Consider the following 26,280-nt stretch of genomic DNA (forward strand, 5'->3'; position numbering starts at 1 on the left):
GGTCAATTGCTTTTAATTTAGTTGCCAGTGAATATTTCGCCATGATAAAAGGCGCCCCCTAGTTTGGATTTCTCCAATCTAGGGGGCGCACTTCACTATCGTTAGATAAGCGTCTTTTGAGTATCATGAAAATTAGTTATGCTTCTTTTTGTTCAATACAACTGCACCGGCCATGGCAGTTCCAGCTAAGGCCAAGGCTGTTAAAGCAGCGGCATTATTCTCAACTGCTTTAGCAGTGGCTGGTAGGGCAGCTGCGCTCTTAGCAATCACTTGCTTAGCAGCGGCTTCTTGGTTTGCCTGGAAAGCAAGGGTTTGAGCAGCCATTGCGGCAGCTTGTTTTGCAGCTGCTTGTCCATTAGCTTGTTGAGTAGCACTCTTAGCAGCTTGGGCTGCAGCAGCTTGAGCTGCCATTGCTGCCGCTTGGGCGGCTTTAGCAGCATCAATAGCTTGCTGAGCAGCGGCTTGGGCAGCTTTAGCTGCTGCTTCAGCGGCCTTTACGGCATCATCAGTTGGTGTGTTATCTGTTTTACCACCTTGCTTAGCATCTTCATAGGCTTTTTGAGCTGCTTGAGCAGCCTTATCCAAGTCAGCTGCCTTTAACTTAAGGGCTTGCGCAATTTTAGCATCCTTAGCAGCGGTGTCATTAGCTGTTTTAGCATTGGCGTCAGCCTTCTTAACTACTTCAGCTGCTTGCGCATCTTCCTTCTTGGCTTGATCAAGGTTCTTTTGGTTAGTTTCTAGTGTCTTCGTAGCATCAAAACGAGCTTTTTCAGCTGCATCTAGAGCCTTTTTAGTACTATCAACTTTGGCCTTATCGGCAGGTAGGGCATCCTTAGCGGCCTTGGCATCCTTTTCAGCTTTTTCATAGGCTGCTTGGGCTGCATCGGCTAATTTCTTATTTTTTTCATAGGCGTTGTACTTTTCTGAAGCAGCTGCAGAGGCTGTATTTGTAGCTTCCTTGGCAGCCTCATACTTAGCTTCAGCTGCTTTAATGGCTTCAGAATCTTGGCTTGTTTGCGCCTCTGCTAATTCTTTGTCAGCTTGATCTTGAGCCTTAGTAGCTTCGCTACGAGTCTTCTCAGCTTGGTCTAGGTTATCTTTAGAAATAACTAGTTCACTTTGAGTGGTTGAAGCGGATTGACTAACACTGTTGAGTTGGCCAACCACAGCCTGATCTTTAACTAATTGATCCTTGGCTTTGGTATTGGCGTCATTAGCTTTTACAGCTTTAGCTGAGGCGTCATCGACCGCTTGTTTAGCTTTATCAACTTGCTTACCAGCTTCTTGAACCGCTGTACTGGTTGAAGTAGCAATTTGTTTTGCTTTTGCATCGTCAGCATTAATCTGCTTGGCTGTCTGTGATGACTTATCAGCCTTTTGTTGCGCAGCATCTGCTTGACTGTGAGCCGTGCTAGCAGCTGTTGAAGTTGACTGAGCAGCCTTCGCCAAGTCATCTAAGCTAGCAGCTGTGCTGGTGGGTGCTGGTGCGGGAACCGGCGTGGTACTAGTCATACCAGTTTTTTCAGTAGTAGTAGGGACAGCAGTATCGGCACTAGCCGTATTGCTAAGAGCCACAGCACCACCCATTAGAGCGGCAGTAAACATCATTGAGTAAACCCATTGTTTACCATTTTTATACATTTTATAGTGTTCAGTTGTGTTTGGCATAATCATAGCTCCCTTGGTTACGTAATTATTGAAATCGCTTACAAACTTCATTATAAGACAAATTTATTCGTTTTTAAATAAGAAATGCACGTATCCCTATATTTCTAGATGAGTTCAGCTTGATAGATCTTTAAGGCCGTGCCTTTGGGGTTGGCAACCATCGGTTGCTAACGCTGCTACTAAAGCGTTACAGCAATTTTTCTCTAGTCCTTGTCATTTATAGCTGACTGGCTATGATAAGATTAAACGTCATGAGATGTGGGAAGGAATGAGCATGAATAATGTGTTTAAACAGCAATTAGTCAGTTTAAGACAGCGTCAATCTTTATCGCAGGCGGCCCTAGCACAGAAATTATTTGTTAGTCGTCAATCAGTTTCTAAATGGGAATTAGGAGAAGCCGAACCAGATATTGATAAATTACTTAAAATTGCGGATGTTTTTTCGGTTGATTTAAATTTTTTATTGGCTGGTTTGTATTCTCCAAATCAATCTATTTTGCATATTGACCACTTAGTTAAGAAATTTAACCGTCCGCTACTAGAGGATGTGAGTTTTAATATTAATCATAATGAGCGGGTAGCTCTACTGGGAGATAATGGTGCTGGTAAAACTACTTTAGTCAATTTAATTATGGGTGTGATTGAACCGGATCAGGGTGAAGTTAAGCGCTCATTTGATCCACACCACGATTTGGGTGTGATGACCCAGGATAATAATTTATTGGATTCTTTAACGGTCGGTGAACAAGTTGATTTAATGGCGGCTATCGATGGGATTAAGAATCCGAGTTACACGGCGGACATGTTAAAAAAATTCAAATTAGCTAATTACAGTCAAAATTTGGTTGGTAAGTTGTCAGGGGGTCAAAAGCGGCGTCTTTTCTTGTTATTAAGCCTATTGAAAAAGACTAAGTTGCTAATTTTGGATGAACCAACGGTGGGGATGGATTTGAAATCAATTGATTTTTTCTGGTCCTATCTGGACCACATTAATAGTAGTGTTTTAATGATTACCCACGACTTTAACCAGATTGATAAATTTTTTACTAAAGTTATGTTATTAAAAGATGGTCAGATTATGACGGCTAGTGTTGCCGATGTCCATGCTAATAATCAGACGATTGAACAGTGGTATCGCCGCCATACGGAGGTAACCAAGTGATTAAGTATATTGATTTGAAAAATACCTTGCGTAATAAACGCTTTATTTTGTTTACCCTCTTAGTTCCTTCATTTTGGTATGTGTTCATGGTCTTTTCGGCCCATAGTGGGGGCTATTGGAGTCAAAAATATGCCTACATTTGGTATATGGCTTCGGCTTTGATTGGTATTTTAGGTAATTCAATTGTTACTTTTGCCAAAAAAATAAGTGCCAGTAAGCGGTTTTTTCTCCTACAACTGCACATTAGTGACTATTCCTTAGGTCGATGGATTAAGGATCAACTATTTACCCAAATTATCTTAAATACCTTAATTCAATTGGTGATTTTGATAGTTGGTTTGCTCATGGGAGCCATTAAGATTGATTTGATTGTCCTTGTGAGTTTGTTGTTAGTAATCGTGTTAGGGATATATTTTAGTATTATTGGTTTCTTACTAGGCATTTATGTTGATAGTAAGACCTTAGATACCATCGGTACGCCGATTATGATGGTCCTGGCTATGGTGGTGGTACCATTTCATACCTTTATGTCCGGGACTTTGGCTGATATGATTACTTATTTTCAGCAGCTTTTCCCGGGTTACTATGTCTATCAAATTGTTTTGAAAATGTTAACGAATCGTCCGGTAGGAGCAGACTATTTAGGTTTAATCTTGACTTTTATCATTATTATTCTGCCTATCTTGTTTGTTTCTTGGCGTGGTAAATTGCAAGAGAATCGATAAATGATTATTAAGGATATCAAGGACCTTCATAACCAAGTCAAACATGATTATGAAGCGGGTCTTTATCAAGAGCGAACTACTTTCTATGATAGAAAGTATACTAAAAATAAAAGTTCAGACTACCAACTAGGATATGAACAAGCTGCTCAAGATAACCATAAGCAACAGCAAAAACATTATCCACGGTGTCTGATTTTAGGGTTGAATTGGGTATTATTTAATCATTTACATGAATTAGTTGATTTTGTGAAGGGCTATGATGATTTTTACCGTGAGTTAGAAAAGTGATAACGAAGTTAAAAAAGGCTCAGATATTTCTGAGCCTTTTTAGCTGACTAATTTTATGGTTGTTTAATTAGTTGTAATTGTTTTTTTAGATTAGTGATGGCTGAATTGCTTAATAATAGATAGCTGATGATGATTTGTACCAAGAGACTAATAATCATTTTGATTGTGCGAGCCCCCAGTAAGCTTTGGAAATTTAAGTGATTGGTGTAGGTGATTAAAAAGGTATTGAGGAAAAAACTAACCCCGACTACAACAACGGTGTTTACCACAATAATGCGTGTGAGGGTAGGTTTTTGTAAAAAGCCATAGACCCCTCCGGCTAAGACTGCGGGAAGTAAGAACAGGATTGAAAAAGAGCCTTTTCCCATAATAGTAAAAGCCAACAGGTTAGCTAAAACAGCTGCCAGGGCTGTTAGACGGACACCGTAAAAGTAGCCGGATAGGACTAAGGCAATAAAACCAAAATTAACACTGGCAAAAATTGGCCCAATACTAATTTTTCCTAGAATAATGTTAAAGGCGATTAATACTGCTAGGCCAGTAATTTGTCGAACGTTTAAATGCATAAAAATATCCTCTCTGAACGTACATAAATGACACAAGTGTCATTTATTAAAGAGAATTATACTATATAATGACATTGGTGTCATATTTTAACTAAGGAGTTTCAATGAGTAGCAAAGGATTAACTAAAAAAAGTGAACTCAAAAAAGCGGCCATTCTTAGTGGGGCTCGGCGCGTTTTTGCTCAAAAGGGTTTTTTATCGGTTACCATGAAAGATATTATTGATGCCTGTCATATTAGTCGCGGCGGAATTTATCTTTACTTTGATTCAGTGGATGACATTTTTTTTGAAGCCGTCACCCAACGATCAGTTCGGCAATTTGATAATATTCGGGAAGAGATTAAAAAGAATCCGCCTTTTAATTTAATTTTTAAGAATTATTTAGCGGAGCAAAAAAAACGATTATTAAATTACGACAATAATGATGACTCTTTACTAAGGGCGATGTACGAATATTCTTTTACCCATCATGCTGACCGTGATAAAAAATTAAAACAAAAGCAGATGAATGCTACTAAGGCTACAGTCCGCTCCTTGTTGGCTTTAGGAGTCAAACAAGGTGTACTCTCCGGTCAAAATATCAAAGTAATAGCTGATAATTTTATGTTGCTGATTGAGGGGATGAATATTATGGCCTTAACGGGTGAATTAAAAGCACAACAAATTGATAGCCAATTTGAATTGTTTGCGCAGAGTGTGTGATTTGTAATATCAGTACCATCAAAAGGTAAAAACACAGGTATGATATGATTTTATCATTAGAAGATATTATAAATGCCAATTTTATCGAGACCAGAAATTGAGGGTAATCAATGAGTAAAGTTTTTTTAGTTGAAGATGATCCGACTATTCGTGAAAACATTAGAACTGCCTTAAATAAATGGCAATATGAAGTCATCATTGTCCAAGATTGGAATCAAGTGGTTAGTGAGATTATGGCTGCCCGGGTAGATTTAGTATTGATGGATATCACTTTACCGGTATTTGACGGTTTCTACTGGACTGAAGAGCTGCGAAAGCAGTCGCAAATACCGATTATTTTTATTTCTTCGGCCGACATGAATCCCAATGCAGTTCGAGCGATTGCTACTGGAGCTGATGATTATGTTACCAAACCCTTTGTTTTGGATGTTTTGACTTCTAAGGTTCAGGCGATTTTGCGACGAGTTAATCAATATAATCCGACTGATAATTCGGTGCTGGATTTTGATGGTAGCACCTTGAGTACTTTAACCAACGAATTGAGTTATGGTGAGGCAACGGTTAAATTAACCCCAACTGAAGGCTATATTTTACAATTGTTAATTTTGAACCTCAATCAAATTGTGTCCAAAACTAAGATTATGCGGATGCTTTGGCAGGGGGGGGCCTTCATTGATGAAGACGTACTCAACACGAATATTAGTCGCTTACGGTCAAAAATGAAAACAGTCGATTTACCGGACCGAATTATTACAGAACGTGGACAGGGATATCGTTTGGTGGAAAATGATTCATAAAATAAAATATTTGGCGCAGTTATTGAGTCAACAAATTATCATCTTAATTGTTTACTTGGTTATGTTGGTTATTCCAACGATGATTTTAAAGCTCCAGGGAGATAATGTTGATTTAGTCTGGCAGACCTTTCAATTTACCTGGATTCCAGTCTTAGCAGTGATTATTTGCCGTGTATACGGAAGCCATATGATCATTAAAAAAGTACAAAAAAGAGTACCAATTCGGTCTTGGAATCCTGTTTTACAGGTTCAGCAGCAAGTGATTTTGGCTGAAAGCCAGCGCTTCAATGATTTAGAAAGCCAAAACTATTTTAAAACCCGTCAATTGATTGATTACCTGATGACTTGGAGTCATGAAATGAAACTGCCGATTGCAGCTTTAACTCTAATGGCTGAGCAAGAAGCCATGGTTGATAGTGATCAGGTTGTAAAACAGGTAGCCTTGATGAAAAACCAATTAGAAATGTTATTAAGTTACGAACGTTTGAACGATTTTAGTCATGACTTAGACTTTAGCTGGTTAACTATCGCTGACATTATTGATGAAACCATCAGAGAATATTCAACCTTTTTCATTGAAAAACAACTCAGGCCAGTTATTCAAGTGTCTTCAACTAGAATTCTTAGTGACCAAAAGTGGTTGTTATTTATCGTGAAACAATTAGTGTATAACGCCATTAAATATAGTGATCCGCAATCCGAAATTAAAATTAATTGGTCAGACAATCAGTTAGCCATTACTAACCATGGACTGCCGATTGCGGCCAATGACTTACCACGGATTTTTGAACCTGGGTTTACTGGCGATAACGGTCACCAGCAACAAGCTGCCACGGGCATGGGCTTGTATTTGGTTAAGCAGATTTGTCAACCATTGAACATCACGATTAGCGTTAGTTCTAACCCGCAAGTTACCACGGTTGCTTTAACTTTTCCTAAGTCAGCGTTGAAAGTCTAACAAACTGTAAGATTGGTTCTAACAGAAGTCTTTTACAATTGAAATTAATCAAAGTAAAGAGAAGGAATTATAATGACACTGTTAGAACTACAACATATTCAAAAAAGTTATCAGGAAGGCTTGAAAAGTAAAGTCGCTTTAAAAGATATTTCCTTTGGTATTGAATCCGGCGAATACGTCGCCATTATGGGTGAATCCGGAGCCGGAAAAACGACCTTGTTAAATATTATGGCTACCTTGGATAAGCCAACCAGTGGCAAGATTGAACTAAATGGAACCGATTTGAAAAGCTTATCGGAAAATGAAGCGGCGCATTTTCGTCGTAAAGAATTAGGATTTGTTTTTCAAAATTTTGATTTATTAGATACGTTTAATAACCGCGACAATATATTTTTACCGCTGGTTTTGTCTAAAGTACCAGAAAAAGAGATGCAAGCGCGTCTCACTGGACTGGCGGAACAATTGGAGATTACTGACTTATTGGATAGATACCCCAGTGAAGTTTCTGGCGGACAAAAGCAGCGTGTGGCAGCGGCACGGGCATTAATTACTCAGCCGGAATTAATTTTGGCCGATGAACCAACTGGGGCCTTGGATTCCCACAGTTCTGCGCAACTTTTGGAATTATTTGACCAGGTTAATCAGGCTGGACAAACGATTCTAATGGTTACCCACAGTGCCTTGACGGCCAGTTATTCGAAACGGACGCTTTTCATCAAGGATGGTATTATCTATCATCAACTTAATCGGGGCGAATTGAGTCAAAAGGAATATTTGGATAAGATTTCAGCCAGTTTGAACTCCATCATTAATGGCGGGAGTGTTAACTAATGGTTGAAATAAAATTAGCATGGCATAGTTTAACCAGAAATTGGCAACGTTACACTTTATTTGTTTTATCAAGTAGTTTGTTGGTAGCGATAAATTATATTTTCGTTAGTATTCTATTAAATCCCAGTATTAAATCCCCAGAAAATAACGGTCAAATGGTCATCTCAGTTGTGGCGATTGGTTTTGTCTTTATTGCCTTACTGTCACTAATTTTCATGTTTTACGCTAATGGCTTTTTAACCCGGCAGCGTAATCAAGAACTCGGGATTTATAATATTTTGGGGATGACCCATCGTGAATTGAATTTAATCGTCTTTTTCCAAAATACGATGATGTACGTGGTTAGTCTGCTGGCAGGACTACTAGTTGGTCTTTCTTTTCAAGAATTAGCCTTCTTGGTACTACGGAATCTGCTGGATAATAAACAAATTGTTGGTGATATTTCTTTTCCACCAATGTTCATTATTGCAATTTTCTTTCTGATTATTAATGTACTAATTTATCTTCAAGATATTTTCAAAATGCGTCGGTTAAATCCGATTAATTTGTTAAAAGCTGCCCGTCAAGCTCCTAAGGAACCAAAAGCTCGTTGGATTATCGGTGGCTTGGGCATCGTTATTTTGGGCATCGGTTATTATTTGTCAGTTACCACAAAGCCTAGCTTATCAGCGATTCTCTTATTTATGGTTGCTGTTGTCTTGGTAGTGATTGGTACTTATCTACTATTTATTGCTGGTAGTATTGTGATTTTGAAGTTGTTACGAAAGAACAAAAAATTCTACTATCAACCCAATCATTTTATTTCTGTTTCAGGAATGCTCTTTCGGATGAAACAAAATGGTGCTGGTTTGGCATCAATTTGTTTACTATGTACATCGACTTTGGTAGTGTTGACGGCGGTTATTAGTCTGTTTGCTGGTTCGCAAAAAATATTGGAAAATTTCATGCCCTATGACATGTTCGTATCCAGTAGTCAGCCACTAAATCAGATCCAACAAAAGCAGATTGAAGAACTAGCCCTTGATAATCATGTGAAAATTAGTAATCAACGGCAGTTAACAACCTCTTATTCAACACCGATTAACATTGTGAAGGGGCATCAGGTTGAACCTCAATTTAAGAATATTAGCCTTAAAAATTTGAATTTAACAGCTACAACGATTGAACAATATAATCAGTGGCAAGGTAAAAATCTTAGTGTCGCCGCTGATGAGCTATTGGTCTATTCACCAAAAGAAAAGTTAAAGACCGATATTTTAACCATCAATGGCATTACTTATCATATCAAGCAAATTAGTGATTTTGATATGCCAGATAGTTATGCGAATTCTGCTCCTAAAATGATGTATATATTTGCTAATAATAAAGAAACGGTTGAAAAGTTGCTAGCTCGTGATGAAACGAGTGGGGACTTACCAACTGGATTTAATAAGAATATTTTCGTGTTCAATATGCGGGGGACTCTTAAAGAAAAACTAGGCTTGGCCAAAGCAGTTAAACAATATTTAATCAAGAATGATGGCAATATTGATTCCAAGTCAGAACTTGAGCAAGCTTTCAAAGCAATCTTTGGCGGACCACTCTTTGTCGGTATTTTAATCGGGATTACGATGAGTATTACCACGGCCTTAATCATCTACTATAAGCAAATTTCTGAAGGATTTGCTGATCGACATAATTTTGAAACGATGCAACGTGTGGGCTTAAGTTATAAGGAAACGCAAAAGGCAATTCACAGTCAAATGCTAATGGTCTTTATGCTACCAATTGCCGGGGCGGTGATTAACTTAGGCTTTGCTTATCCTGCCTTAAGGAGTGTTTTTAAAGCTTTAGGGGTCTGGGATCAAGGTATCTTTGCTACCGTAGCACTATCAGTAACCGTCATTTTATTTATCTGTTACATTGTGGTTTATCTCTTAACCACTCGAGTGTATCGTCGGATTGTTAACGGTTAAAAAAGGAAACAAGTTTAACTTGTTTCCTTTTTTATGTGACGGCTCGTCATTATATTGACGAGCTGTCATTTTAATGATAACCTGTCAATACTATTAAGATTGGTGAATATATTTATGCCTAAAGAAACTTTTTTGAATTTAAGTGCAGCTAAGCAGGCTCGGATTAAGGCCAGTTTAGCTGCTGAATTTTCTGACTATTGTTTGCTTGATGTTAGCGTGGAGCGGATTGTGAAGGGCGCTAATATCTCCCGGGGTTCCTTTTATACTTATTTTTCGGATGTCGATGACGCCTATTATTGGGTATTAAAGCATATTGTGGCGGATATTCATCAAGCCGTTGGACCCGAAGATTCACTGGAAAATTTACTAAAATTTATCCAAGATGTGGAAAAGAATCCTAATTATAATTTTCTGCGGAATTACTATCTGATTAATCGTTCTATTTTAGAATTACATCGCTATGAAAAAGAATTTAGTGGCGCTGGCATTCCACCCTTAAAATTCGAGCAATCCTTGTTGCCTTGGATGACTGATTTAGCAGGGCATGAATTGATTCGGCAGTATTTTTGGCATCCGGCCGATAAAAATCAGATTATAGAACGGATTCAAGCCTTAGAACAGTGGCATAAAGGAGCAAATAAATGACATTTTTAGCGATTCGTGAAATGAAAAAAGAAAAATTTCGCTATGGTTTAGTGATTGCTGTCATTACCATGATTAGTTTTTTGATTTTTATTTTAAGTGCTTTAGCTTTTGGGCTATCCCGTGAAAATACGACTGCGGTAGAAGCATGGCATACTAACTCGGTGGTTATGAGTAAGGATGCTGATGGTAATTTAAGTCAGTCTCTTTTGACTGCCGATGATCTGGCCGATTATGCTGTCAATCAGGACCAAGCTCAAGTGGCTTTGACGCCTGGCATTATGAAGGGCGCCGGCTTACGTGAAGGGGTAATGTTTGTCGGCATCAACGCCGATGATTTGGTCAGTCGCAGTATCACTTTAACGAAAGGGCGTCTATCCCAAAATAGTGATGAGTTAGTTGTATCTGATAAATTACGGCAAAAGGGCTTTAAATTAGGTCAAACGGTTGAATTAGGTATTAATAATCAGAATTTTAAAATTGTTGGTTTTGCCAAAGATGCCGAGTATAATATCGCGCCAGTCGCCTATGGTGATATTAAAGAATGGAGTAATGTTAAGGGCGTTTCGAATCGTTTTGTCGCCAGTGGGGTAGTTTCCAGGAAAACGCTAGTAGCTAAATCTGACCAAGTTAAAGCCTACAGTAAAGCGCAATTCTTGAACAAAATGCCGGGTTACAGTGCTCAAAATAGTACTTTCTTGTTTATGATTGTGTTCTTAATTGTCATTTCAGTTATTGTGGTCACGATTTTCCTCTATATTTTGACGATTCAAAAAGTTCAAAACTTTGCTGTTTTACGGACTCAGGGCATTCCGAGTCGCTATTTAGCTCTCAACACGCTCAGTCAAACCGTCATTATTATGGTTTCCGCAGTGGCCTTAAGTGTGGTTTTGGCCTTGCTGGTTAGCTTGGTGATTCCAACCCAAGTACCGATGTATTTTGATATACCATTAATCTTGCTAACGGGTCTGGGCTTAGTTGTGATGGGTACACTGGGATCGTTAATTCCCATGCGGATTATTGCTAAAATTGATCCAGTAACCGTGATTGGGGGATAAAGTTAATGGAAAAATTAGTCTTAAAAAATATAACGAAGCAATTTGGTAGTGGTACTAATTTGGTAACTGCCTTAGATGATATTAATTTTACGGCTGAAGATGGCCAGTTGACCTTAATCTTGGGACCCTCTGGTTCTGGAAAAAGTACGTTACTAACGATTCTTGGTGGGCTTCAGCGCCCTAGTCAGGGAAAAGTATCGATTAACGGCCAAAACATTGATCAACTATCAACCAAGGCAGCTGATCAGTTCCGTTTGGATCATATTGGCTTTGTTCTTCAATCCTATAATTTGGTGCCATATTTGAGTGTGAAGGATCAATTTACCCTGGTTGATCAAGTTAAACCCAAGGGGAATGTGACGGCTCAAAAATTTGAATCTTATCTAAATACTTTGGGCATCACTAAGCTCATTAATAAGTTTCCTGGTGAATTATCGGGTGGACAAACCCAGCGAGTAGCGATTGCTCGAGCCTTATATACTAACCCAGACTTCATCTTGGCCGATGAGCCAACGGCAGCCTTAGATAGTAGTCGGGTGGAAGAAGTCGGACAACTATTTAAAGATATTGCCGTTCAAGAGGATAAAGCGGTAGTCGTGGTGACCCATGATTTGCGTTTGCGAGCCTATGCTGATCGGATTTATCAGTTGGTAGATGGCAAGATTTCTTTAGAAACTGCTAAAAATAATTAATACGAAAACAAACTATTTGCGTAGTTTGTTTTTTTATTTTGCTTGCGATAATAAAAAATAGTGATATAGTAAGTGAGTAATCACTCACTATATTTAGACAAGGAGTAAACCATGACCTATACAATTGAATTACAACAGGTGGCCAAGTCGTTTGGTAACCAAAAAGTACTGAAAGATATTGATTTGAACCTAAAGCAGGGCGAAATTTTAGGTTTAATTGGTCCCTCAGGGGCAGGTAAATCGACAGTGATTAACATTGCTCTGGGTGTCGAACAGGCCGATAGCGGTCAAGCCAATATCTTAAATCAAACCATGCCAAATCGACAATTATTGGCAGAAATTGGTTATATGGCTCAATCGGATGCTTTATATGAAGCGTTAACAGCTTATGAAAACGTCGCTTTCTTTGCTGAAATGAAGGGAATTAATAAGCAAGGATTGGATCAAGAAATTAAGCGGGTAGCTGATATTGTGTCCCTGGGAGATGCGCTTTATAAAAACGTAGCTGGTTTTTCCGGTGGTATGAAACGCCGTTTATCATTGGCGATTGCCTTAATTGGTAATCCTCGATTGTTAGTTCTAGATGAACCGACGGTGGGAATAGATCCAGCCCTTCGGCGTCAAATTTGGCACGAATTGCATAAAATGCGTGATGCCGGGCATGCCATCTTGGTTACGACCCACGTTATGGATGAAGCAGAATTAGTTGACCGAGTAGCCTTGTTATTGGGCGGACGGATTATTGCTAATGACGCACCAAAAAAATTAGAAGCCGCCTATGGTGTACCCACAATTGAAGATGTCTTTTTGAAAGCAGAGGAGGAAGAATCAAATGACTAGGACTTGGGCAATTGCTAAACGAACTTTAACGGAATTGTTGCGTGATAAGCGGACATTGGCGCTGATGTTTCTAGCACCGATTGTTATTTTGGCTTTGCTGAATTATGCCTTTTCAATCAATGCAACTACCTCAATTAAGGTTGGAACGGTTAACGTTGAACGTTCCGTACAAACCAATTTAGCAGACGTAAAACATGTCAGCACGGCCAACTATGATAATCGCAGTCAGGCAACTGAGGCACTAAAAGATCAAAAAATTGATGCCGTTTTGGTTGAAAAAGATGGTCAAGACTACGATGTTTTGTATGCAAATACGGATGCTTCTAAAACAGCCATGACACGGGCTGCGCTATCCAATGCCTTTACCAAAGATAAAACCGGGAAATTAGTTAACGCCTTAACGCAGATGTCGGCACGGCTAGGGATTCAAAATCCAGCTGCTAACGGACAATTTAATTTAGAAGAGAATTATAATTATGGCAATAAGGATACTAGTTTCTTTGCCTCCATTATGCCAATCTTTATGGGCTTCTTTGTTTTCTTATTTGTTTTTCTAATTTCTGGTATTTCTCTATTAAAGGAACGGACTTCTGGTACTTTGAGTCGCTTATTGGCTACACCCGTTAAGCGTTCCGAAATTGTGTATGGTTATATGATGAGTTATGGATTAGTAGCAATCATCCAAACCGCTATTATTGTTTTCTTTACCATCTATGTCTTGAAGGTTGAGGTTGTTGGTTCGATTTTGAATCTATTCTTGATTAATGTCTTGCTGGCATTGGTAGCCTTAGCCTTTGGTCTCTTTATTTCTACTTTGGCTAAATCGGAATTCCAAATGATGCAATTTATTCCCATCGTAGTAGTGCCTCAGATTCTATTTTCTGGTATTATTCCTTTAGACAGCATGGCTAGTTGGGCACGGATTTTTGGCGATATTTTACCATTAAAATATGCTGCTGATGCCATGAGTGGGGTTGTCCTTCATGGCGTTAGTTTTGGTGGAATTGTGCCGGATCTATTGGCGCTATTAATTTTCTTGCTAGTCTTAGTAACTGCTAATATTATTGGCTTACGCCGGTACAGGAAGGTATAATCGTGACCGATTTAGTTTCGAAAGATTTAATTCAGTTAATTGATCAAGGTGAGACACCGGCTGGAAAGAAAAAAGTACTAAAGGCAGCCATTGATTTGTTTGCTAAAGACGGTTTTAGTGCTACCAGTACGGCAGTCATTGCGGAAAGAGCTGGGGTAAGTCAGGCGACTATTTTTAAGTATTTTAAAAATAAGCAAGCCTTGCTGAATGATGTTTTAAATATGATTATTAACCAGCTCGTACCGCATTATAGTCAGGATGTACTGGATGGTATGATGCATAATACCACCGATATTAAGGAATTAATTAGCTTTATCGTTACTGATCGCTATGCTTTTATGCAGGCAAATCATAATTTGATTTTAATTGTGATGACTGAATTTTTAACTAATGATGCTGTGGTGGCTGAATTGGTAACCAAATTGAAGCCAAAAACGGTGAGTCTTGTCCAGGTAATTGACCGGATGGGGATCGGACAATTGCAAGTTAGTGGCTTTGATTTATTGCAATTGATTGTTTCACAGTTGCTCTTTCTCTTCTTAAAAGAGTTCCGGTTATCTGAAGGACATCAACTCAATATTGATCAACAATTAGAACAGATTAAAAACTTAGTCATACACACGGCTATTAAAAATTAAGCGTAATGAAAAAGCTACCTCATGATTTTCCGGTAGCTTTTTTGATTAAGATAATAAGTTCTTCTTTAACGGCTGGTGTCATGGCCTGGATAGCATAACTAGTTGGCCAGAAATCACCTTGGTCTAGGTGAGCAGCATCTTGAAAACCGATGGTTGAATACCGAACTTTAAAACGCGAGGCTGGTTGGAAAAAGAGGACCACTTTATCATTCTGATTGGCATAAGCGGGCATGCTATACCAAGTTTTGGGCTTTAACTGGGGTGCAATCGTTTTGACAAGTTGATGTAGCGCATTGGCAATATTGGCTTCGGTGTCAGTCACTTCACTAATTTTAAGCAGAACACTGGCCTCGCCATATTTGGCATCTTTTTTATTTTTGGCCTGGTTAGCCAGTTCTTGGGCACGGTCTTTCATTGCCTGCCGCTCAAAATCTGAAAAGGTTGTTTTTTCCATGATTATCCCCCTTGATTTTTATAAAAGTTACTTTAACCTTAATGTATTCATTAATCTAGTATTATAAAGGAGAATTGAAACTATGCCACTAATGCGTATTGATGTTATTAAAGGTCATGATGAGGAATATTTAAAGCGCTTGTTAGCCATTGCCTACGAGGTCCAGGTCGATGTATTTCAAACACCTAAAGCTGATCGTTATCAAATCCTAACCCAGCACGAACCTTTTGAAATGCAAATTCTAGATACTGGTTTGGGCATTGAACGTAGTCGTGATATTGTCGTTTTTAACTTGGTAACCCGCCCGCGTTCGACCAAGGCAAAAAAAGCCTTTTATCAAGCCGTGACCGAGCGCTTGCAGCAAGAATTAGGCTTACGAAAAGAAGACGTTATGTTTAGCTTAGTACCCAATAACGACGATGATTGGAGTTTTGGCAATGGGGAAGCTGAGTTTCTAAATGGTAAATTATAAGCAAAAAGCTGAGGCTAAAAACCTTGGCTTTTTTAATTGACAAAGTAATTTATGAGGACTATGATGTGTCGTATTGACCGGTCGAATAGACCGGTAGAACTGTTGGGAGTTTTATATGTATGATTTATTGATTCTAACGCTACTGAGTTCACGGACGATGTCTGGCTATAAGTTGGCTTTAATTTTGGGCTCTTCGGTGATGCCCAGACGTAAAATTTCAAACGGCATTATTTACCCCCTGCTCACAAAATTAGAGCACAAAGGCTATATTCAGAGCCGTTGTGGGAATAGTCGGAATGCCAAGGTTTACGAAATTACTACGGCAGGGAAGCAATATCTAAAGCAATTGATGCAGGAACCAGTCAGTCAGGATGGTAATCGGGATAATATTTACTGCTTTAAATTTCGTTCATTTGGTTATTTAAATGATCAACAAAAGCTGGAAATTCTACAGGATTATCAAGCAGCAATCGAACAAGATTTGGCTGTTTATGACGATATTTTGCCACATTTTGCCGATTTGGCGCAGCGTTTTCCAGCCCAAAGTGACTATTACAAATGGGTGATCCGGACTGTTAGTCTCCAACAACAACTTAGTCACACTAAGTTGACTTGGGTTCAAGATAGTTTGAAACAGCTAAACAAGGAAGAAAAATAAGATGCAAAATAAAAACACAAAAAAATGGTGGGCCTTATTCGCCCTTTCACTGGGTGTATTCATGGGATTGCTCGATATTACGGTAGTTAATGTTGCCCTCCCAACCATGGTGAAGAGTTTTTCAGCAACTTTTAATGACCTACAGTGGGTTGTCAATGCCTATACAATCGCCTTTTCGGTGGTCTTACTGGTTGTGTCCAAGTTGGGGGACATGTACGGTCGTAAAAAAGTTGTCCTAATTAGTATGTTAGTTTTTGTGGTGGCCTCGGCTACCAATGGCTTGGCCACTAATTTACTAGTTTTAGATATTGGACGAGTTGTGCAAGCCTTTGGAGGCGCAGGACTTATGACCTTATCAATGGCCTTAGTTGCTTCTAACTTTGAAGGAGCTCAACGGGGGACAGCACTGGGAATTTTAGGTTCAGTAATGGGGCTATCAACGGTTTCTGGCCCACTGATTGGTGGATTATTAGTTGAGTCTTTTGGTTGGCCAGCGATTTTTTATGTTAATGTCCCAATTGGGATTGTTGCAGCGATTTTAATGTGGTTTACCATTGATGAGACGCCTAGTTATGGTAAAGGTCAAAAAATTGATTGGCTGGGGATATTCCTGTCAACAGCGGCAATTTTCTTTGCGGTCTATGGTTTGGTTGAAAAGGAAAATCACCCCCATCTACCTTGGACTGACTTAGGTATTGCGGCTTGGTTAGTAGCTGCTGTAGCACTTTTATTAATTTTTATTTTGGTAGAAATGCGTTCTGATCATCCCATGATGAATTTGAAATTGTTTAAAAATGGTAACTTTGTTGGATCAGTAATTGTAGCTTTTGCCCTCGGATCGGCTGTTTATGCCAGTAATATTTATCTGACTTCGTTGATGCAAAATTACATGGGCTACTCGGCTTTTGATACTGGGGTTCGCCAACTGACCATGACCGTTTGGAGTCTGATTTTGGGACCAGTCACGGGTTATCTTGGCACCAAATATTCGAAACGTAAGATTATTTCCGCCTCACTGTTACTAGCTGGTATGGGCTTTTTGCTCTTGGCCAATGCGATGACCACGAAGTTGACCTATATGCAATTAGTCCCAACGTTGGTAATGCTGGGAATTACTAATGGTTTGGTTAATCCGATGTTAAATACAGCTGGGCTAGAAGGGGCAGCACCCAAAGAAATCGGTATGGTTTCAGGTTTGTTAAATGTGTTCCGTCAGTTGGGTACGTCGTTTGGTATTGTTATTTTAGGATTGGCTCAAACCAATCACTATGACCAGTATCTAAATGCTCACTTTAGTTTTCCGCAGGCACCAGTGGTCATGGTTGGAAGTCTCAAACAGGTCTTAATTCAAGCTGGGCCGTTCTCTGGGAATACTATTGCCTATAGCACTAAGTTGTCGGACTTACCGTTTGTTAAAGAATTACAAGGAGTTGTTTGGAACGCCTACTGTAGTGGAATGCGAGGATTGGCTTATACGGCCATGACCATTGTTTTAATTGGCGCAGTTGGTGCATTTTGTTTACTAAAGGATCATGCTAAAAGTAAATGATAATGAAGAAGTCTGTTAGAAGGCTTCTTTTTATTTAGTGTCGAAAAATTTAAAAAGAAAAGCACTAGCATTATTAAATGTTAGTGCTTTAAGCAGTTCAATCAAATTTATTGTTATGCCAATGGGGTAAATGGCCCAACCTGTTATTAACTAATCAATATATTCTAAGATATCCCCTGGTTGGCAATCTAATAAACTACAAATCTTTTCCAGGGTACTAAACCGGATGCCCTTGGCCTTACCTGTTTTTAAAATTGATAAATTAGCCGGTGTGATACCTACTGCCTGGGCTAAGTCTTTAGAGGATATTTGTCGATCTAATAAGACTTTATCTAAATTTACTTTGATCATGGATTGCCCCCGGTTAGCTAAATCATGCTATCAGAATCTTCTTGTAGGGCCATTCCCTTGTTAAAAATCAGATAGATAACGTAGATGGCGACTAAAATTAGTATGTTTGTGAAAATTTCGGATAATGGTAGGTCGAATTCTTGTGTGGCGTTTAATTGTACTAAGCAGTAATTGATGCTCGTCATGAATTGGAAAATCATCATGCAAAGAACGGCAATCATAACTTTTTTAATTTGCATTAAATTAGCTTGAACAAAATAAGCACCTTGGCGTAAGTTGTTGACCAAACGCCGAGGTGAATCAATTATAAAATAATAGCTTGCCGAAATGAATAGGGCTAAAAAGTAGGTTGAAATTAAAATTAACGGCGATACGTGACTGTTTAATAATGAATGATGGCCTAAGGACATCGAATAATTAATTGTGTTTTGATCAGGGTGTAGGGTAACTAGAACACCACCTTTGATTAAAAGACCAATTGCAGCAATGGTGCCAATTTCAACTAAAATGATTAGGATTGATAACAATTTGAAGATGATATTTGATTTATTAGTCATAATTTTTCCCTCGCTAAATATGTTTGTATAGATGTTTATGCACCTTTTATTATCGTTTTAAAATAACAAATTATCTTTTAAAGATAATAAAAAGCATTCTTCCAAAGTAGGAAGAATGCTTTTGAGATGGGAAATTATAGAAAACTTGCTTTGTGGTGCTTGCTGAAGCTTTCTAAAAAGAAGAGTCCTAAGCCGGTCAAGGCAATGACCATTAAAGCAATGGTGTTTTGGTTAATAAAATTATTGCTGTAGTAAAGTAGTTCGCGGATACCTTCGTACAAGAAACGCATGGGTAACCAAGGTAAAATCCAATTTTGGTAGAAGGTTGGTAACATTTCTGGTGCCATGACTAAGAGGGGCAGGCCAAAGAATAACAGTAATCCAAAGATTGCCACACCGGGAACGCCTAGCCAAGCGATAAAGCCTGAGAATAGCATGATAAAGGCAAAGCTAGCTAGAGCTAAGAAGCATGATAAGGTGAATGAATCGGGGAAGGTATAACCCAGAATTTGACTAGCGTAGAAGCGGGTTGAAAAACCGATTAGTAGCGCAATAACAGCGATTATAGCCACAGTAATTGTTTTAAATTTGAGAACATCTTGACGATTACGAGGTTGAAAAGCCTTAGAAGCAAAGTACATAAGCATGGTGACAGCTAAGCTGGCAATCCAAATTGGTTGGAAGAAGACTGAACTAGCAGCTTCCAGATCGGTAGTCTGATGAGTTTTGGTAACTTCCACTTTAAGTGGATTGGCAATTGCACTGACTTGATTAGCGTTAATCGGGTTATTGCCCATCTTTGCGAGGAGGTTACTACCAATGCCATTGCCAATTTTAGTAAACATGCCCGTTAAAATTTGGTTAATCGAAGTGGATAAAGTGTTGTTACGACCTTGATTCAGCACAATTTTAATTGTCGCTGGTTGATTCGTTTGACTAATTTGCATGATATCAGCGGTAAAGTTTTTAGGAATAATAACGGTGGCGTAGTTGCCGTTAAAATCTAAATCTTTATCTGCGGCAGTCCGATTATCGTATTGCTGCCATTTAAAGATTGGCTTATCGGCATGGTCGGCCTTGGTTTTATTATTCATGATTTGTTTGGTGATGTTTTGCCCTAGTGCCCCTTGATCCTCATTAACAATGGCGATCGGAATGTTTTGCATGGTTGATTTGGCCGAGGGAATCTGGGCAATCGTCATGATTAGTGTGACTAATAAGGATGCTAGGATAGCAAATCCTAAGAATTTATTTTTAAAAATTACTTGCATATTTTTCTCCTCCACAACTGCGACACCGCGTTGCTTTTTATCTGTGATTAAGCATATAGTGAAGGCAAAGCAATTGTAAGAATTAAAATGCATAAAAGTGTTGCATTTTGTAATAGGAGGTTAGTAAATGGCTAGTTATACCAATAAAATTAAGCAAACCAATTATGTTATTCAAACGGCGTTACTGGATTTGTTAGGCACTGTGTCATTCAACAAAGTATCGGTTAATCAAATTTGTGCCAAAGCAGATATTAATCGGTCAACTTTTTATCGACATTATGTCGATAAATATCAAGTACTTGATGAAATTGAGCAGGAAATTATTACCCAACTAGGAGCAATACCTCGTAATGAATTTGAACAAAGTACTAGCATTAGTGATTTAGCCTTAAATTTAGAAGTCATTATCGATCAGATGTTAGATATTGTTCAGGGTTATCAAAATACTTTATCGCTATTATTAGGTGAAAATGGGGATGCAAATTTTCAAAATTATTTGAAACAGGTCTTTTTAACAAGGATGGAGGGGAGTTGGCAAAAAATTCACCGGCATTTAAAAGTTGATAATCATCATATTGATAGAGAGTTATCAGCGGATTTCATTGTGGCTGCTAATATGTCAATTTTATATTATGCGGTTAAGCATCCAATGGTATCACATCAACAAATCACGGAAACTTTTACTAAACTTTTGATTAGGGGACCACTGAATACCCTCTATCAGTCGATTAGTACCGAAGATTAGACGCAAAAAAGGAGCCTGTCGTTGAGGACGAGCTCCTTTTGTACATAAATAATTAACCTTGGTCGTTATGCAAACGCTTATCGGCTGGCTTCGTTTCTGGAATACCACCCATGGCTTCGGGTTCTTCTTGATAAGTGAACTTTTCGCCATCTTTGGCCACTTGACCTTCGAATTGACGAGAACCATCACCATCTGAGAAGTTCATGAGGACGTGAGTAAATTCTTGGTGTTCAATATCCTTCATGTCACCCGGTACAATGACACCATACTTTTCTTCTAGTTCTTCTTGGGCCTTCATGAATTGCAACTGATGTTGGGTTTCACGGGCTAACAGGAACTTTAACATGTCGCGCACGCCTTTATCCTCAGTCATGTAGTACAAGCGACTAACTTGCAAACGAGCTTGAGATTCACGGACAACGTTAAAACGCATATCAGCAACTAGGTTACCACTTGAAGTTACGTAACCGGCATTCCAAGCAGCACCATTAGGATTATTTAGCCCGGCCGTTAAACCGTGCACTAAGGCATGTTCTGGATCCATTCCGCTCATCAAAGCCGCCAAAGAAGGGTCTTTCTTTAATTCTTCGGGGGTAGCTTGGAAGGGAGCTCCTTCTAAAAGATAGGCAATCATGGTTGAAATCATTTCCACGTGGCCAATTTCTTCAGTACCAGTGTCTAACAATAAATCCTTATATTTTTCATCACCAGTTGATGACCATCCTTGAGAAAGGTATGACATCATGCCAGTTGTTTCACCCCATTGACCCCCTAAGGCTTCTTGTAAGCGACGAGCCATTAGTGGATCAGGACGGTCGGGCTTGGCATTGTACTGCAACTTGCGAGTGTGCTTAAACATAAGAACCTACTTTCTTTGCAATGCGAGAACGTATATTGATTTAAAATAATACCAATTTTGATATTATTTTAAATATCTGGCGATATACGTCCGGAGTTTTGACTTTTAATGCTGATTTATTAAATTGTATAACTTCTTATCAACATTGTTTAATAATATATCACAACTATACCAATTAATACAACAAAATATTTATTTTATTTTTTGTCATATATAATTGACTTTTAAACGGTGGTTAATTAAGATGAAAGCGAAAGGTATATCAAGCATTATGATTAATCGAATTCGTAAATATCGGAAGCAAAAGGGAATGACTCAGGCGGACTTAGCTCAGCAGGTTGGGATTGCTCGCCAGACGGTTAATTTAATTGAAAATGGCAAGTATAATCCGAGTTTGGATTTATGTATTCGAATTTGTCAGTGCTTGAATACCGATTTGAACACCTTATTTTGGGAGGTAGAGAGATGAAGCGTTTTACATCAATATTCTTGGGTTGCTTTTATGGTTTTGGAGAACCAATTGATCAAAAGACAGAGCAGGAAATGGCCAAGTTTAGTAGCGTCGCCTTTCCAATCTTTTCAATTTATACCTTGATTTCTAGTTTTGCGGTGGCTTGCTTAGTGGGGCAGGATACGCCACGCCTTATCTATGGAATTTTATTCAGTAATTTTATAGTGTTTTTTATCCTACTGATATCCTTTGGTTACTATATCCGTAAACACAAGTTAATCCAGGGAGAGAGCTTTTGGATGCAAGCACCCTCTAAAAGAGTAGCGCTCAGTCGGGCTATTAGTTCAGGATTATTCTTTGGTCTTGCGTATGTCATATTTGATGGCTTTATGAATGTTTTTTTGAATGAAAGTTCCTTTGTTAGTGCTTTTAGTGTTCGTTCCTTGCTTGGAGATTTTGTGGCTGCCTTAGTTTGGGCTGGAATCATTTTATTGATTAGCTATCCCTATCGTAATGGTGGTAAGAAGTAGCTTAGATGAATGATTTTTATAGGGGGAGAGATAAATATGGATCGCTGGTATAAAAAGGTAATAAGCCATTTCTACGGGATAGGGGGACCTGTTGATGAATATCGGGAGCAAAAAGTCAACAAATTTGGCAGTGTCGCCTATATTATATTGTGGATTTATTTGTTAATCTCAACCTTTATCGCAACTGGGTTTTGGAATTTTAGTGAGACTGCCTTAGCTTTCCTTGTAACAGGAAATTTGGTTGTGATTTTAGCCCTGAGCATGGGGGCAGCAATTTATGTTTATCGGAATAAACTTGATAAACAATATTTTGATAATCCACTTCGTCAGAAAAAAATTTACCGTTACAAGGCGTTTGGACAAGGTCTATATTTTGGTATTGCTACATGGTTATTAGCAGGGTTACAAAATATCTGGCTTGATAATAAATCATTTAATTTAATTTTTACTTGGAAGGAATTTATAGGCCACATTCTTATGGGGACCTTCTTTGGCGCCTTAATATACATTTTTTCGTTACATCGGATTGATAAAAAAATAGAAGAGCATTAGTTAAAAATCATTCTTACTGTTAGAAAAATTATTTTCCTTGACAAATTCTTAAATAATTTTTTTGTCTAGTAAACAATGAAAAAGGACCTCAAAAATTCAATTTTTGAGGTCCTTTTAAGTAAATCGTTAGTGTTTTTTTAGTTTTAATCAAATTCACCGTCAGCAATTTTTGCCAAAGTATCCCGCGATGGGATGAAGAATAATTGTCCGGATAATAGGGTTGAAAAGGTTAGTAGGAAGTCATTTTGCAAAACCATGCTTAACAGCATATTTTTGGTGATTTCCCAGTGACGAGCGTACCCCATAAAGTAAGTACCAGTATTGCCGGTGGCGGGGTCGGAATAAGGAACATTCATTCGAATAATCTTTTGTTCTTCACCTTCAGGAGAAATTGATTTCGAAGCGACGTTGTGGGCGTTCTTGTACTTATCCTCGTCTTCTAATTCCAAATCAGAAAACTTTTCACGACCGACTGCTTTTTCTTGGCTTTCAGTCTTCAGGTGGTTCCAAAAGTCCATATCATGGTGCCACTTTTGGGCAAAGGCGTAAGAACCATTGATGTAATCAGGGTCTTCGTCACCAATAATGGCGTAATCAGCGGCATCCTCAATGGCTGGTGCCTCGGTACCATCAATAAAGCCGATAATTGCTCGACCTTCAAAGTAACGGAAGCCCTTGGTGGAATCAACGACTTCAGTATATTCCCGCAAGAACTTCATGAACTGCGTTTGAACCTCATAAACCTGAGCCTCAGCACTATCACGGATATGGAAGAACATATCACCTTCACTAGCAGGCATGCTGTACTTGGCGTCTAAATCAGGCATACCGGGCATTTCGTAGTTAGGGCCATCGATTCCTTCAAAAGTTTCTAATTCTTTTGGTTTAGGAGTATTTGGGAAGAGAATATCCCAAGCATGATTACTAAAACCAAAAGCAACTTTGATACCGGCATTAGCTGATAAACCAGATTCCCTAATTCGCATTGAACGAATGATAGCTTGTGAACGGTCAGCGAACTCTTCGATAGCTTCCTGTAAAACCTTTGGATCAACGTCTTCTTTGAACTTTAATACAGTAAATTGAACGTGCTCACCGATATCTTTAAATACATCTTGAGCCTTGCTTGGATTAATAGGCATTGCGCTATTTCCTCGATTTCTATTATCTTTTACAGATTAAAATTTACACTAAAACGGTCTCAAATTCTACCCCAAATTAGATTGATTCTAAATAATGTGAAGACTATGAGAATTTTGTAAAGGAATAGTAAAAATTGCAATGAAGCTTACTGTTGTCATTTTGTAAGCGCTTTGATAAACTACGAATTAAGGACAAAAATTTTTTTCAACCCGAAATTGACGATGGTTTTAACCTCAATGATGAGTAATTTATTAATTTCATTGAAGCATGCCTTGAAAAAAATGGTTGGACTAAAAAATAAAGGAAAGTGGTTGGAAAAATGACAAAGAGTTTTCAAGGGATTGCAGCTAGTAATGGGATTGCGATTGCCAAGGCATATTTGCTGGTAGCACCGGATTTGGGTTTTGATGTGCACAGTATTACGGATGTGGAGGCTGAACAGGCTCGTTTTGATGCTGCTTTGGCTGCATCAACGGCAGATTTGGAGCATATCAAGGCCAAGGCTAGTCAGAACTTGGGTGAATCTGAAGCCCAAGTCTTTGAAGCTCATTTGATGGTTGTGGCTGATCCAGAAATGTCAGCGGCCGTTAAAAAGCGAATTGTCGACGAATCAGTTAATGCCGAGCAAGCGCTAACCGAAGTGACAGATGCCTATACTAGTATGTTTGAGGCAATGGCTGGTACTAACGATTATATGAAGGAACGTGCGGCTGATATTCGTGATGTTACGCAACGAATTTTGTCTCATTTGTTGGGCGTAAACATTCCTAACCCAGCTTTGATTGATGAAGATGTGGTTTTGGTAACCCAGGATTTGACTCCTTCAGACACTGCTCAGTTAGATCGTCAGTTTGTCAAGGGAATTCTTTCTGATTTAGGTGGTCGAACAGCCCACGCTTCTATCATGGCACGAACTTTGGAAATTCCCGCTGTGGTTGGGACTGATGTGGCCACTAGCCAGGTTAAAGATGGTGACCTAGTTGTCTTAGATGGTTTCACTGGCCATGTAGAGGTTAACCCTGATGCTCAAACTTTGGCTGCTTATCAGAAGAAGGCTGAAGACTTTGCTGCTCAAAAGGTTGAGTGGGCTAAGTTGAAGACTGAACATTCAGTTTCAGCTGATGGTAAAAACTTCGTGGTTGGTGCTAACATCGGTGCTCCTAAGGATATGGAAGCCGTTTTGGATAACGGGGCCGAAGGAGTTGGCTTGTACCGAACTGAATTCTTGTATATGGAATCAGATCACATGCCAACCGAAGATGAACAGTTTGAAGCTTATAAAGCTGTCTTGGAAAAGATGGTTGGTAAGCCTGTTACCGTTCGTACCATGGATATTGGTGGAGATAAGCATCTAAGTTACTGGAAGCTCCCTGAAGAAGATAACCCATTCTTGGGTTATCGTGCCATCCGAATTTCTTTGGATCAAGATGAAATTTTCCGGACTCAATTGCGCGCTTTGATTCGCGCCTCAGCCTTTGGAAACTTATGGATTATGTTCCCAATGGTAGCAACTATTACGGAATTCCAACAAGCTAAGGCTATTTATGAAGAAGAGCGTGCTAAGTTGGCTGAGCAAGGTGTGCCAATGGGTGACATCAAGTTGGGTATCATGATTGAAATTCCAGCCGCTGCTGTGATGGCTGACCAGTTTGCTAAAGAAGTGGACTTTTTCTCAATTGGAACTAACGATTTGATTGGTTATACCATGGCTGCTGATCGTGGTAATGATCGCGTTTCTTACCTTTACCAACCTTATAACCCAGCAATTTTACGTTTGATTAACACGGTTATTCAAGCTGCTCACGTTGAGGGAAAGTTTGTAGCCATGTGTGGAGAAATGGCTGGTGACAGCATTGCTATTCCTTTGCTAGTGGGTATGGGCTTGGATGAGTTTTCAATGAGTGCCCCATCAATTTTGCAGACTCGTTCTTTGATTAAAAAGTTGGAAACCGAATCCTTGAAGCATTTGGTTCAAAAAGCCTTGGCTTTGCAAACTAATGACCAGGTTAAGGAATTAGTTGAAGCAGAGTTGGGTGACAAGATTAATATGTAATCTTTTCACAGATAAGAAAAA

The 26,280-nt window shown here is 38.9% G+C and carries 30 protein-coding genes; 22 read left to right on the forward strand and 8 right to left on the reverse strand.

Going from position 1 to position 26,280, the window contains the following annotated elements:
* Window positions 1-132: 132 nt before the first annotated feature.
* Window positions 133-1,668, reverse strand: coding sequence for a KxYKxGKxW signal peptide domain-containing protein (locus tag C7384_RS06305; RefSeq protein WP_165806788.1), 1,536 nt, complete (start codon window positions 1,666-1,668; stop codon window positions 133-135).
* A gap of 274 nt (window positions 1,669-1,942) precedes the next feature.
* Between C7384_RS06305 and C7384_RS06310 the strand changes: the two genes are divergently transcribed.
* From C7384_RS06310 to C7384_RS06320, 3 genes are read left to right on the forward strand one after another with little or no spacing between them, the layout of a single operon-like run.
* Complete coding sequence (locus C7384_RS06310) at window positions 1,943-2,830, forward strand: XRE family transcriptional regulator (protein WP_089939165.1); 888 nt, start codon at window positions 1,943-1,945, stop codon at window positions 2,828-2,830.
* Window positions 2,827-3,555, forward strand: a complete 729-nt coding sequence (locus C7384_RS06315; protein ID WP_089939167.1) for a hypothetical protein — start codon at window positions 2,827-2,829, stop codon at window positions 3,553-3,555. Before C7384_RS06310 ends, C7384_RS06315 begins: the two co-directional genes overlap by 4 nt.
* Entirely contained in the window at window positions 3,556-3,843 is a 288-nt protein-coding gene (locus C7384_RS06320; protein WP_089939169.1) for a hypothetical protein, read from the forward strand.
* A 53-nt stretch (window positions 3,844-3,896) separates the two neighbouring features.
* On the opposite strand, the gene C7384_RS06325 is transcribed toward C7384_RS06320, so the two are convergent.
* On the reverse strand, window positions 3,897-4,409 hold the full coding sequence (locus C7384_RS06325; protein ID WP_089939171.1) for a folate family ECF transporter S component: 513 nt from the start codon (window positions 4,407-4,409) through the stop codon (window positions 3,897-3,899).
* Between the two features lie 104 nt (window positions 4,410-4,513).
* Here C7384_RS06325 and C7384_RS06330 point away from each other — a divergent pair, with 104 nt between their 5' ends.
* The 11 genes from C7384_RS06330 to C7384_RS06380 all read left to right on the forward strand — a co-directional run bounded on the left by C7384_RS06330 (window position 4,514) and on the right by C7384_RS06380 (window position 14,614).
* Window positions 4,514-5,110, forward strand: a complete 597-nt coding sequence (locus C7384_RS06330) for a TetR/AcrR family transcriptional regulator (RefSeq protein ID WP_089939173.1) — start codon at window positions 4,514-4,516, stop codon at window positions 5,108-5,110.
* Between the two features lie 110 nt (window positions 5,111-5,220).
* Window positions 5,221-5,907: a response regulator transcription factor gene (locus C7384_RS06335; protein WP_089939175.1), complete on the forward strand. Its 687-nt coding sequence runs from the start codon at window positions 5,221-5,223 to the stop codon at window positions 5,905-5,907.
* On the forward strand, window positions 5,897-6,865 hold the full coding sequence (locus C7384_RS06340; RefSeq protein WP_089939177.1) for a sensor histidine kinase: 969 nt from the start codon (window positions 5,897-5,899) through the stop codon (window positions 6,863-6,865). Before C7384_RS06335 ends, C7384_RS06340 begins: the two co-directional genes overlap by 11 nt.
* Window positions 6,866-6,937: 72 nt before the next feature.
* On the forward strand, window positions 6,938-7,696 hold the full coding sequence (locus C7384_RS06345; RefSeq protein WP_089939179.1) for an ABC transporter ATP-binding protein: 759 nt from the start codon (window positions 6,938-6,940) through the stop codon (window positions 7,694-7,696).
* Window positions 7,696-9,651 carry an FtsX-like permease family protein gene (locus tag C7384_RS06350; RefSeq protein WP_089939181.1) on the forward strand — a complete coding sequence of 652 codons (1,956 nt, stop codon included), beginning with the start codon at window positions 7,696-7,698 and terminating at the stop codon, window positions 9,649-9,651. Before C7384_RS06345 ends, C7384_RS06350 begins: the two co-directional genes overlap by 1 nt.
* A 114-nt stretch (window positions 9,652-9,765) precedes the next feature.
* On the forward strand, window positions 9,766-10,296 hold the full coding sequence (locus tag C7384_RS06355; protein ID WP_089939184.1) for a TetR/AcrR family transcriptional regulator: 531 nt from the start codon (window positions 9,766-9,768) through the stop codon (window positions 10,294-10,296).
* Window positions 10,293-11,351: an ABC transporter permease gene (locus C7384_RS06360; protein WP_089939185.1), complete on the forward strand. Its 1,059-nt coding sequence runs from the start codon at window positions 10,293-10,295 to the stop codon at window positions 11,349-11,351. Before C7384_RS06355 ends, C7384_RS06360 begins: the two co-directional genes overlap by 4 nt.
* A 5-nt stretch (window positions 11,352-11,356) precedes the next feature.
* Window positions 11,357-12,043, forward strand: a complete 687-nt coding sequence (locus tag C7384_RS06365; protein ID WP_089939187.1) for an ABC transporter ATP-binding protein — start codon at window positions 11,357-11,359, stop codon at window positions 12,041-12,043.
* A 111-nt stretch (window positions 12,044-12,154) separates the two neighbouring features.
* Window positions 12,155-12,883: an ABC transporter ATP-binding protein gene (locus C7384_RS06370; protein ID WP_089939189.1), complete on the forward strand. Its 729-nt coding sequence runs from the start codon at window positions 12,155-12,157 to the stop codon at window positions 12,881-12,883.
* Complete coding sequence (locus tag C7384_RS06375) at window positions 12,876-13,976, forward strand: ABC transporter permease (protein ID WP_089939191.1); 1,101 nt, start codon at window positions 12,876-12,878, stop codon at window positions 13,974-13,976. Before C7384_RS06370 ends, C7384_RS06375 begins: the two co-directional genes overlap by 8 nt.
* 2 nt (window positions 13,977-13,978) lie before the next feature.
* The gene (locus tag C7384_RS06380; protein ID WP_165806789.1) at window positions 13,979-14,614 is read left to right on the forward strand and encodes a TetR/AcrR family transcriptional regulator; all 636 of its coding nucleotides are present in this window, start codon (window positions 13,979-13,981) and stop codon (window positions 14,612-14,614) included.
* Between the two features lie 19 nt (window positions 14,615-14,633).
* Here C7384_RS06380 and C7384_RS06385 read toward each other — a convergent pair whose 3' ends face one another.
* Window positions 14,634-15,068, reverse strand: a complete 435-nt coding sequence (locus C7384_RS06385) for a DUF1801 domain-containing protein (RefSeq protein ID WP_089939194.1) — start codon at window positions 15,066-15,068, stop codon at window positions 14,634-14,636.
* A gap of 82 nt (window positions 15,069-15,150) precedes the next feature.
* On the opposite strand from C7384_RS06385, the gene C7384_RS06390 reads away from it, so the two are divergent.
* The 3 genes from C7384_RS06390 to C7384_RS06400 all read left to right on the forward strand — a co-directional run bounded on the left by C7384_RS06390 (window position 15,151) and on the right by C7384_RS06400 (window position 17,747).
* Window positions 15,151-15,540 (forward strand): tautomerase family protein, encoded by a 390-nt coding sequence (locus C7384_RS06390; protein ID WP_089939196.1) that lies wholly within the window; start codon window positions 15,151-15,153, stop codon window positions 15,538-15,540.
* A 115-nt stretch (window positions 15,541-15,655) separates the two neighbouring features.
* Entirely contained in the window at window positions 15,656-16,198 is a 543-nt protein-coding gene (locus C7384_RS06395; protein WP_089939197.1) for a PadR family transcriptional regulator, read from the forward strand.
* A 1-nt stretch (window position 16,199) separates the two neighbouring features.
* A complete protein-coding gene (locus C7384_RS06400; RefSeq protein ID WP_089939199.1) occupies window positions 16,200-17,747 on the forward strand; it encodes an MFS transporter in 1,548 nt (515 codons plus the stop codon).
* Between the two features lie 150 nt (window positions 17,748-17,897).
* On the opposite strand, the gene C7384_RS06405 is transcribed toward C7384_RS06400, so the two are convergent.
* From C7384_RS06405 to C7384_RS06415, 3 genes are all read right to left on the reverse strand, one after another.
* A complete protein-coding gene (locus tag C7384_RS06405; protein ID WP_089939201.1) occupies window positions 17,898-18,098 on the reverse strand; it encodes a helix-turn-helix domain-containing protein in 201 nt (66 codons plus the stop codon).
* A 17-nt stretch (window positions 18,099-18,115) separates the two neighbouring features.
* Window positions 18,116-18,655: a DUF2975 domain-containing protein gene (locus C7384_RS06410; protein WP_089939202.1), complete on the reverse strand. Its 540-nt coding sequence runs from the start codon at window positions 18,653-18,655 to the stop codon at window positions 18,116-18,118.
* Window positions 18,656-18,789: 134 nt separating this feature from the next.
* Entirely contained in the window at window positions 18,790-19,926 is a 1,137-nt protein-coding gene (locus C7384_RS06415) for a YhgE/Pip domain-containing protein (protein ID WP_165806790.1), read from the reverse strand.
* A 127-nt stretch (window positions 19,927-20,053) separates the two neighbouring features.
* Here C7384_RS06415 and C7384_RS06420 point away from each other — a divergent pair, with 127 nt between their 5' ends.
* Window positions 20,054-20,671, forward strand: coding sequence for a TetR/AcrR family transcriptional regulator (locus tag C7384_RS06420; RefSeq protein WP_089939205.1), 618 nt, complete (start codon window positions 20,054-20,056; stop codon window positions 20,669-20,671).
* Window positions 20,672-20,723: 52 nt separating this feature from the next.
* Here C7384_RS06420 and C7384_RS06425 read toward each other — a convergent pair whose 3' ends face one another.
* On the reverse strand, window positions 20,724-21,530 hold the full coding sequence (locus C7384_RS06425; RefSeq protein ID WP_089939207.1) for a manganese catalase: 807 nt from the start codon (window positions 21,528-21,530) through the stop codon (window positions 20,724-20,726).
* Between the two features lie 244 nt (window positions 21,531-21,774).
* Here C7384_RS06425 and C7384_RS06430 point away from each other — a divergent pair, with 244 nt between their 5' ends.
* The 3 genes from C7384_RS06430 to C7384_RS06440 are packed head-to-tail and all read left to right on the forward strand — an operon-like array spanning window position 21,775 to window position 23,063.
* On the forward strand, window positions 21,775-21,999 hold the full coding sequence (locus C7384_RS06430; RefSeq protein WP_176760696.1) for a helix-turn-helix transcriptional regulator: 225 nt from the start codon (window positions 21,775-21,777) through the stop codon (window positions 21,997-21,999).
* The gene (locus tag C7384_RS06435; protein WP_165806791.1) at window positions 21,996-22,511 is read left to right on the forward strand and encodes a DUF3278 domain-containing protein; all 516 of its coding nucleotides are present in this window, start codon (window positions 21,996-21,998) and stop codon (window positions 22,509-22,511) included. Before C7384_RS06430 ends, C7384_RS06435 begins: the two co-directional genes overlap by 4 nt.
* Before the next feature lie 36 nt (window positions 22,512-22,547).
* Complete coding sequence (locus C7384_RS06440) at window positions 22,548-23,063, forward strand: DUF3278 domain-containing protein (RefSeq protein ID WP_165806792.1); 516 nt, start codon at window positions 22,548-22,550, stop codon at window positions 23,061-23,063.
* A gap of 143 nt (window positions 23,064-23,206) precedes the next feature.
* On the opposite strand, the gene C7384_RS06445 is transcribed toward C7384_RS06440, so the two are convergent.
* Complete coding sequence (locus C7384_RS06445) at window positions 23,207-24,205, reverse strand: Dyp-type peroxidase (protein ID WP_089939213.1); 999 nt, start codon at window positions 24,203-24,205, stop codon at window positions 23,207-23,209.
* 320 nt (window positions 24,206-24,525) lie between these two features.
* Here C7384_RS06445 and ptsP point away from each other — a divergent pair, with 320 nt between their 5' ends.
* Complete coding sequence (ptsP, locus tag C7384_RS06450; protein WP_089939215.1) at window positions 24,526-26,259, forward strand: phosphoenolpyruvate--protein phosphotransferase; 1,734 nt, start codon at window positions 24,526-24,528, stop codon at window positions 26,257-26,259.
* The last annotated feature ends 21 nt before the right edge of the window (window positions 26,260-26,280 follow it).

Source organism: Convivina intestini (genome assembly GCF_003096575.1).
Lineage (GTDB): Bacteria > Bacillota > Bacilli > Lactobacillales > Lactobacillaceae > Convivina > Convivina intestini.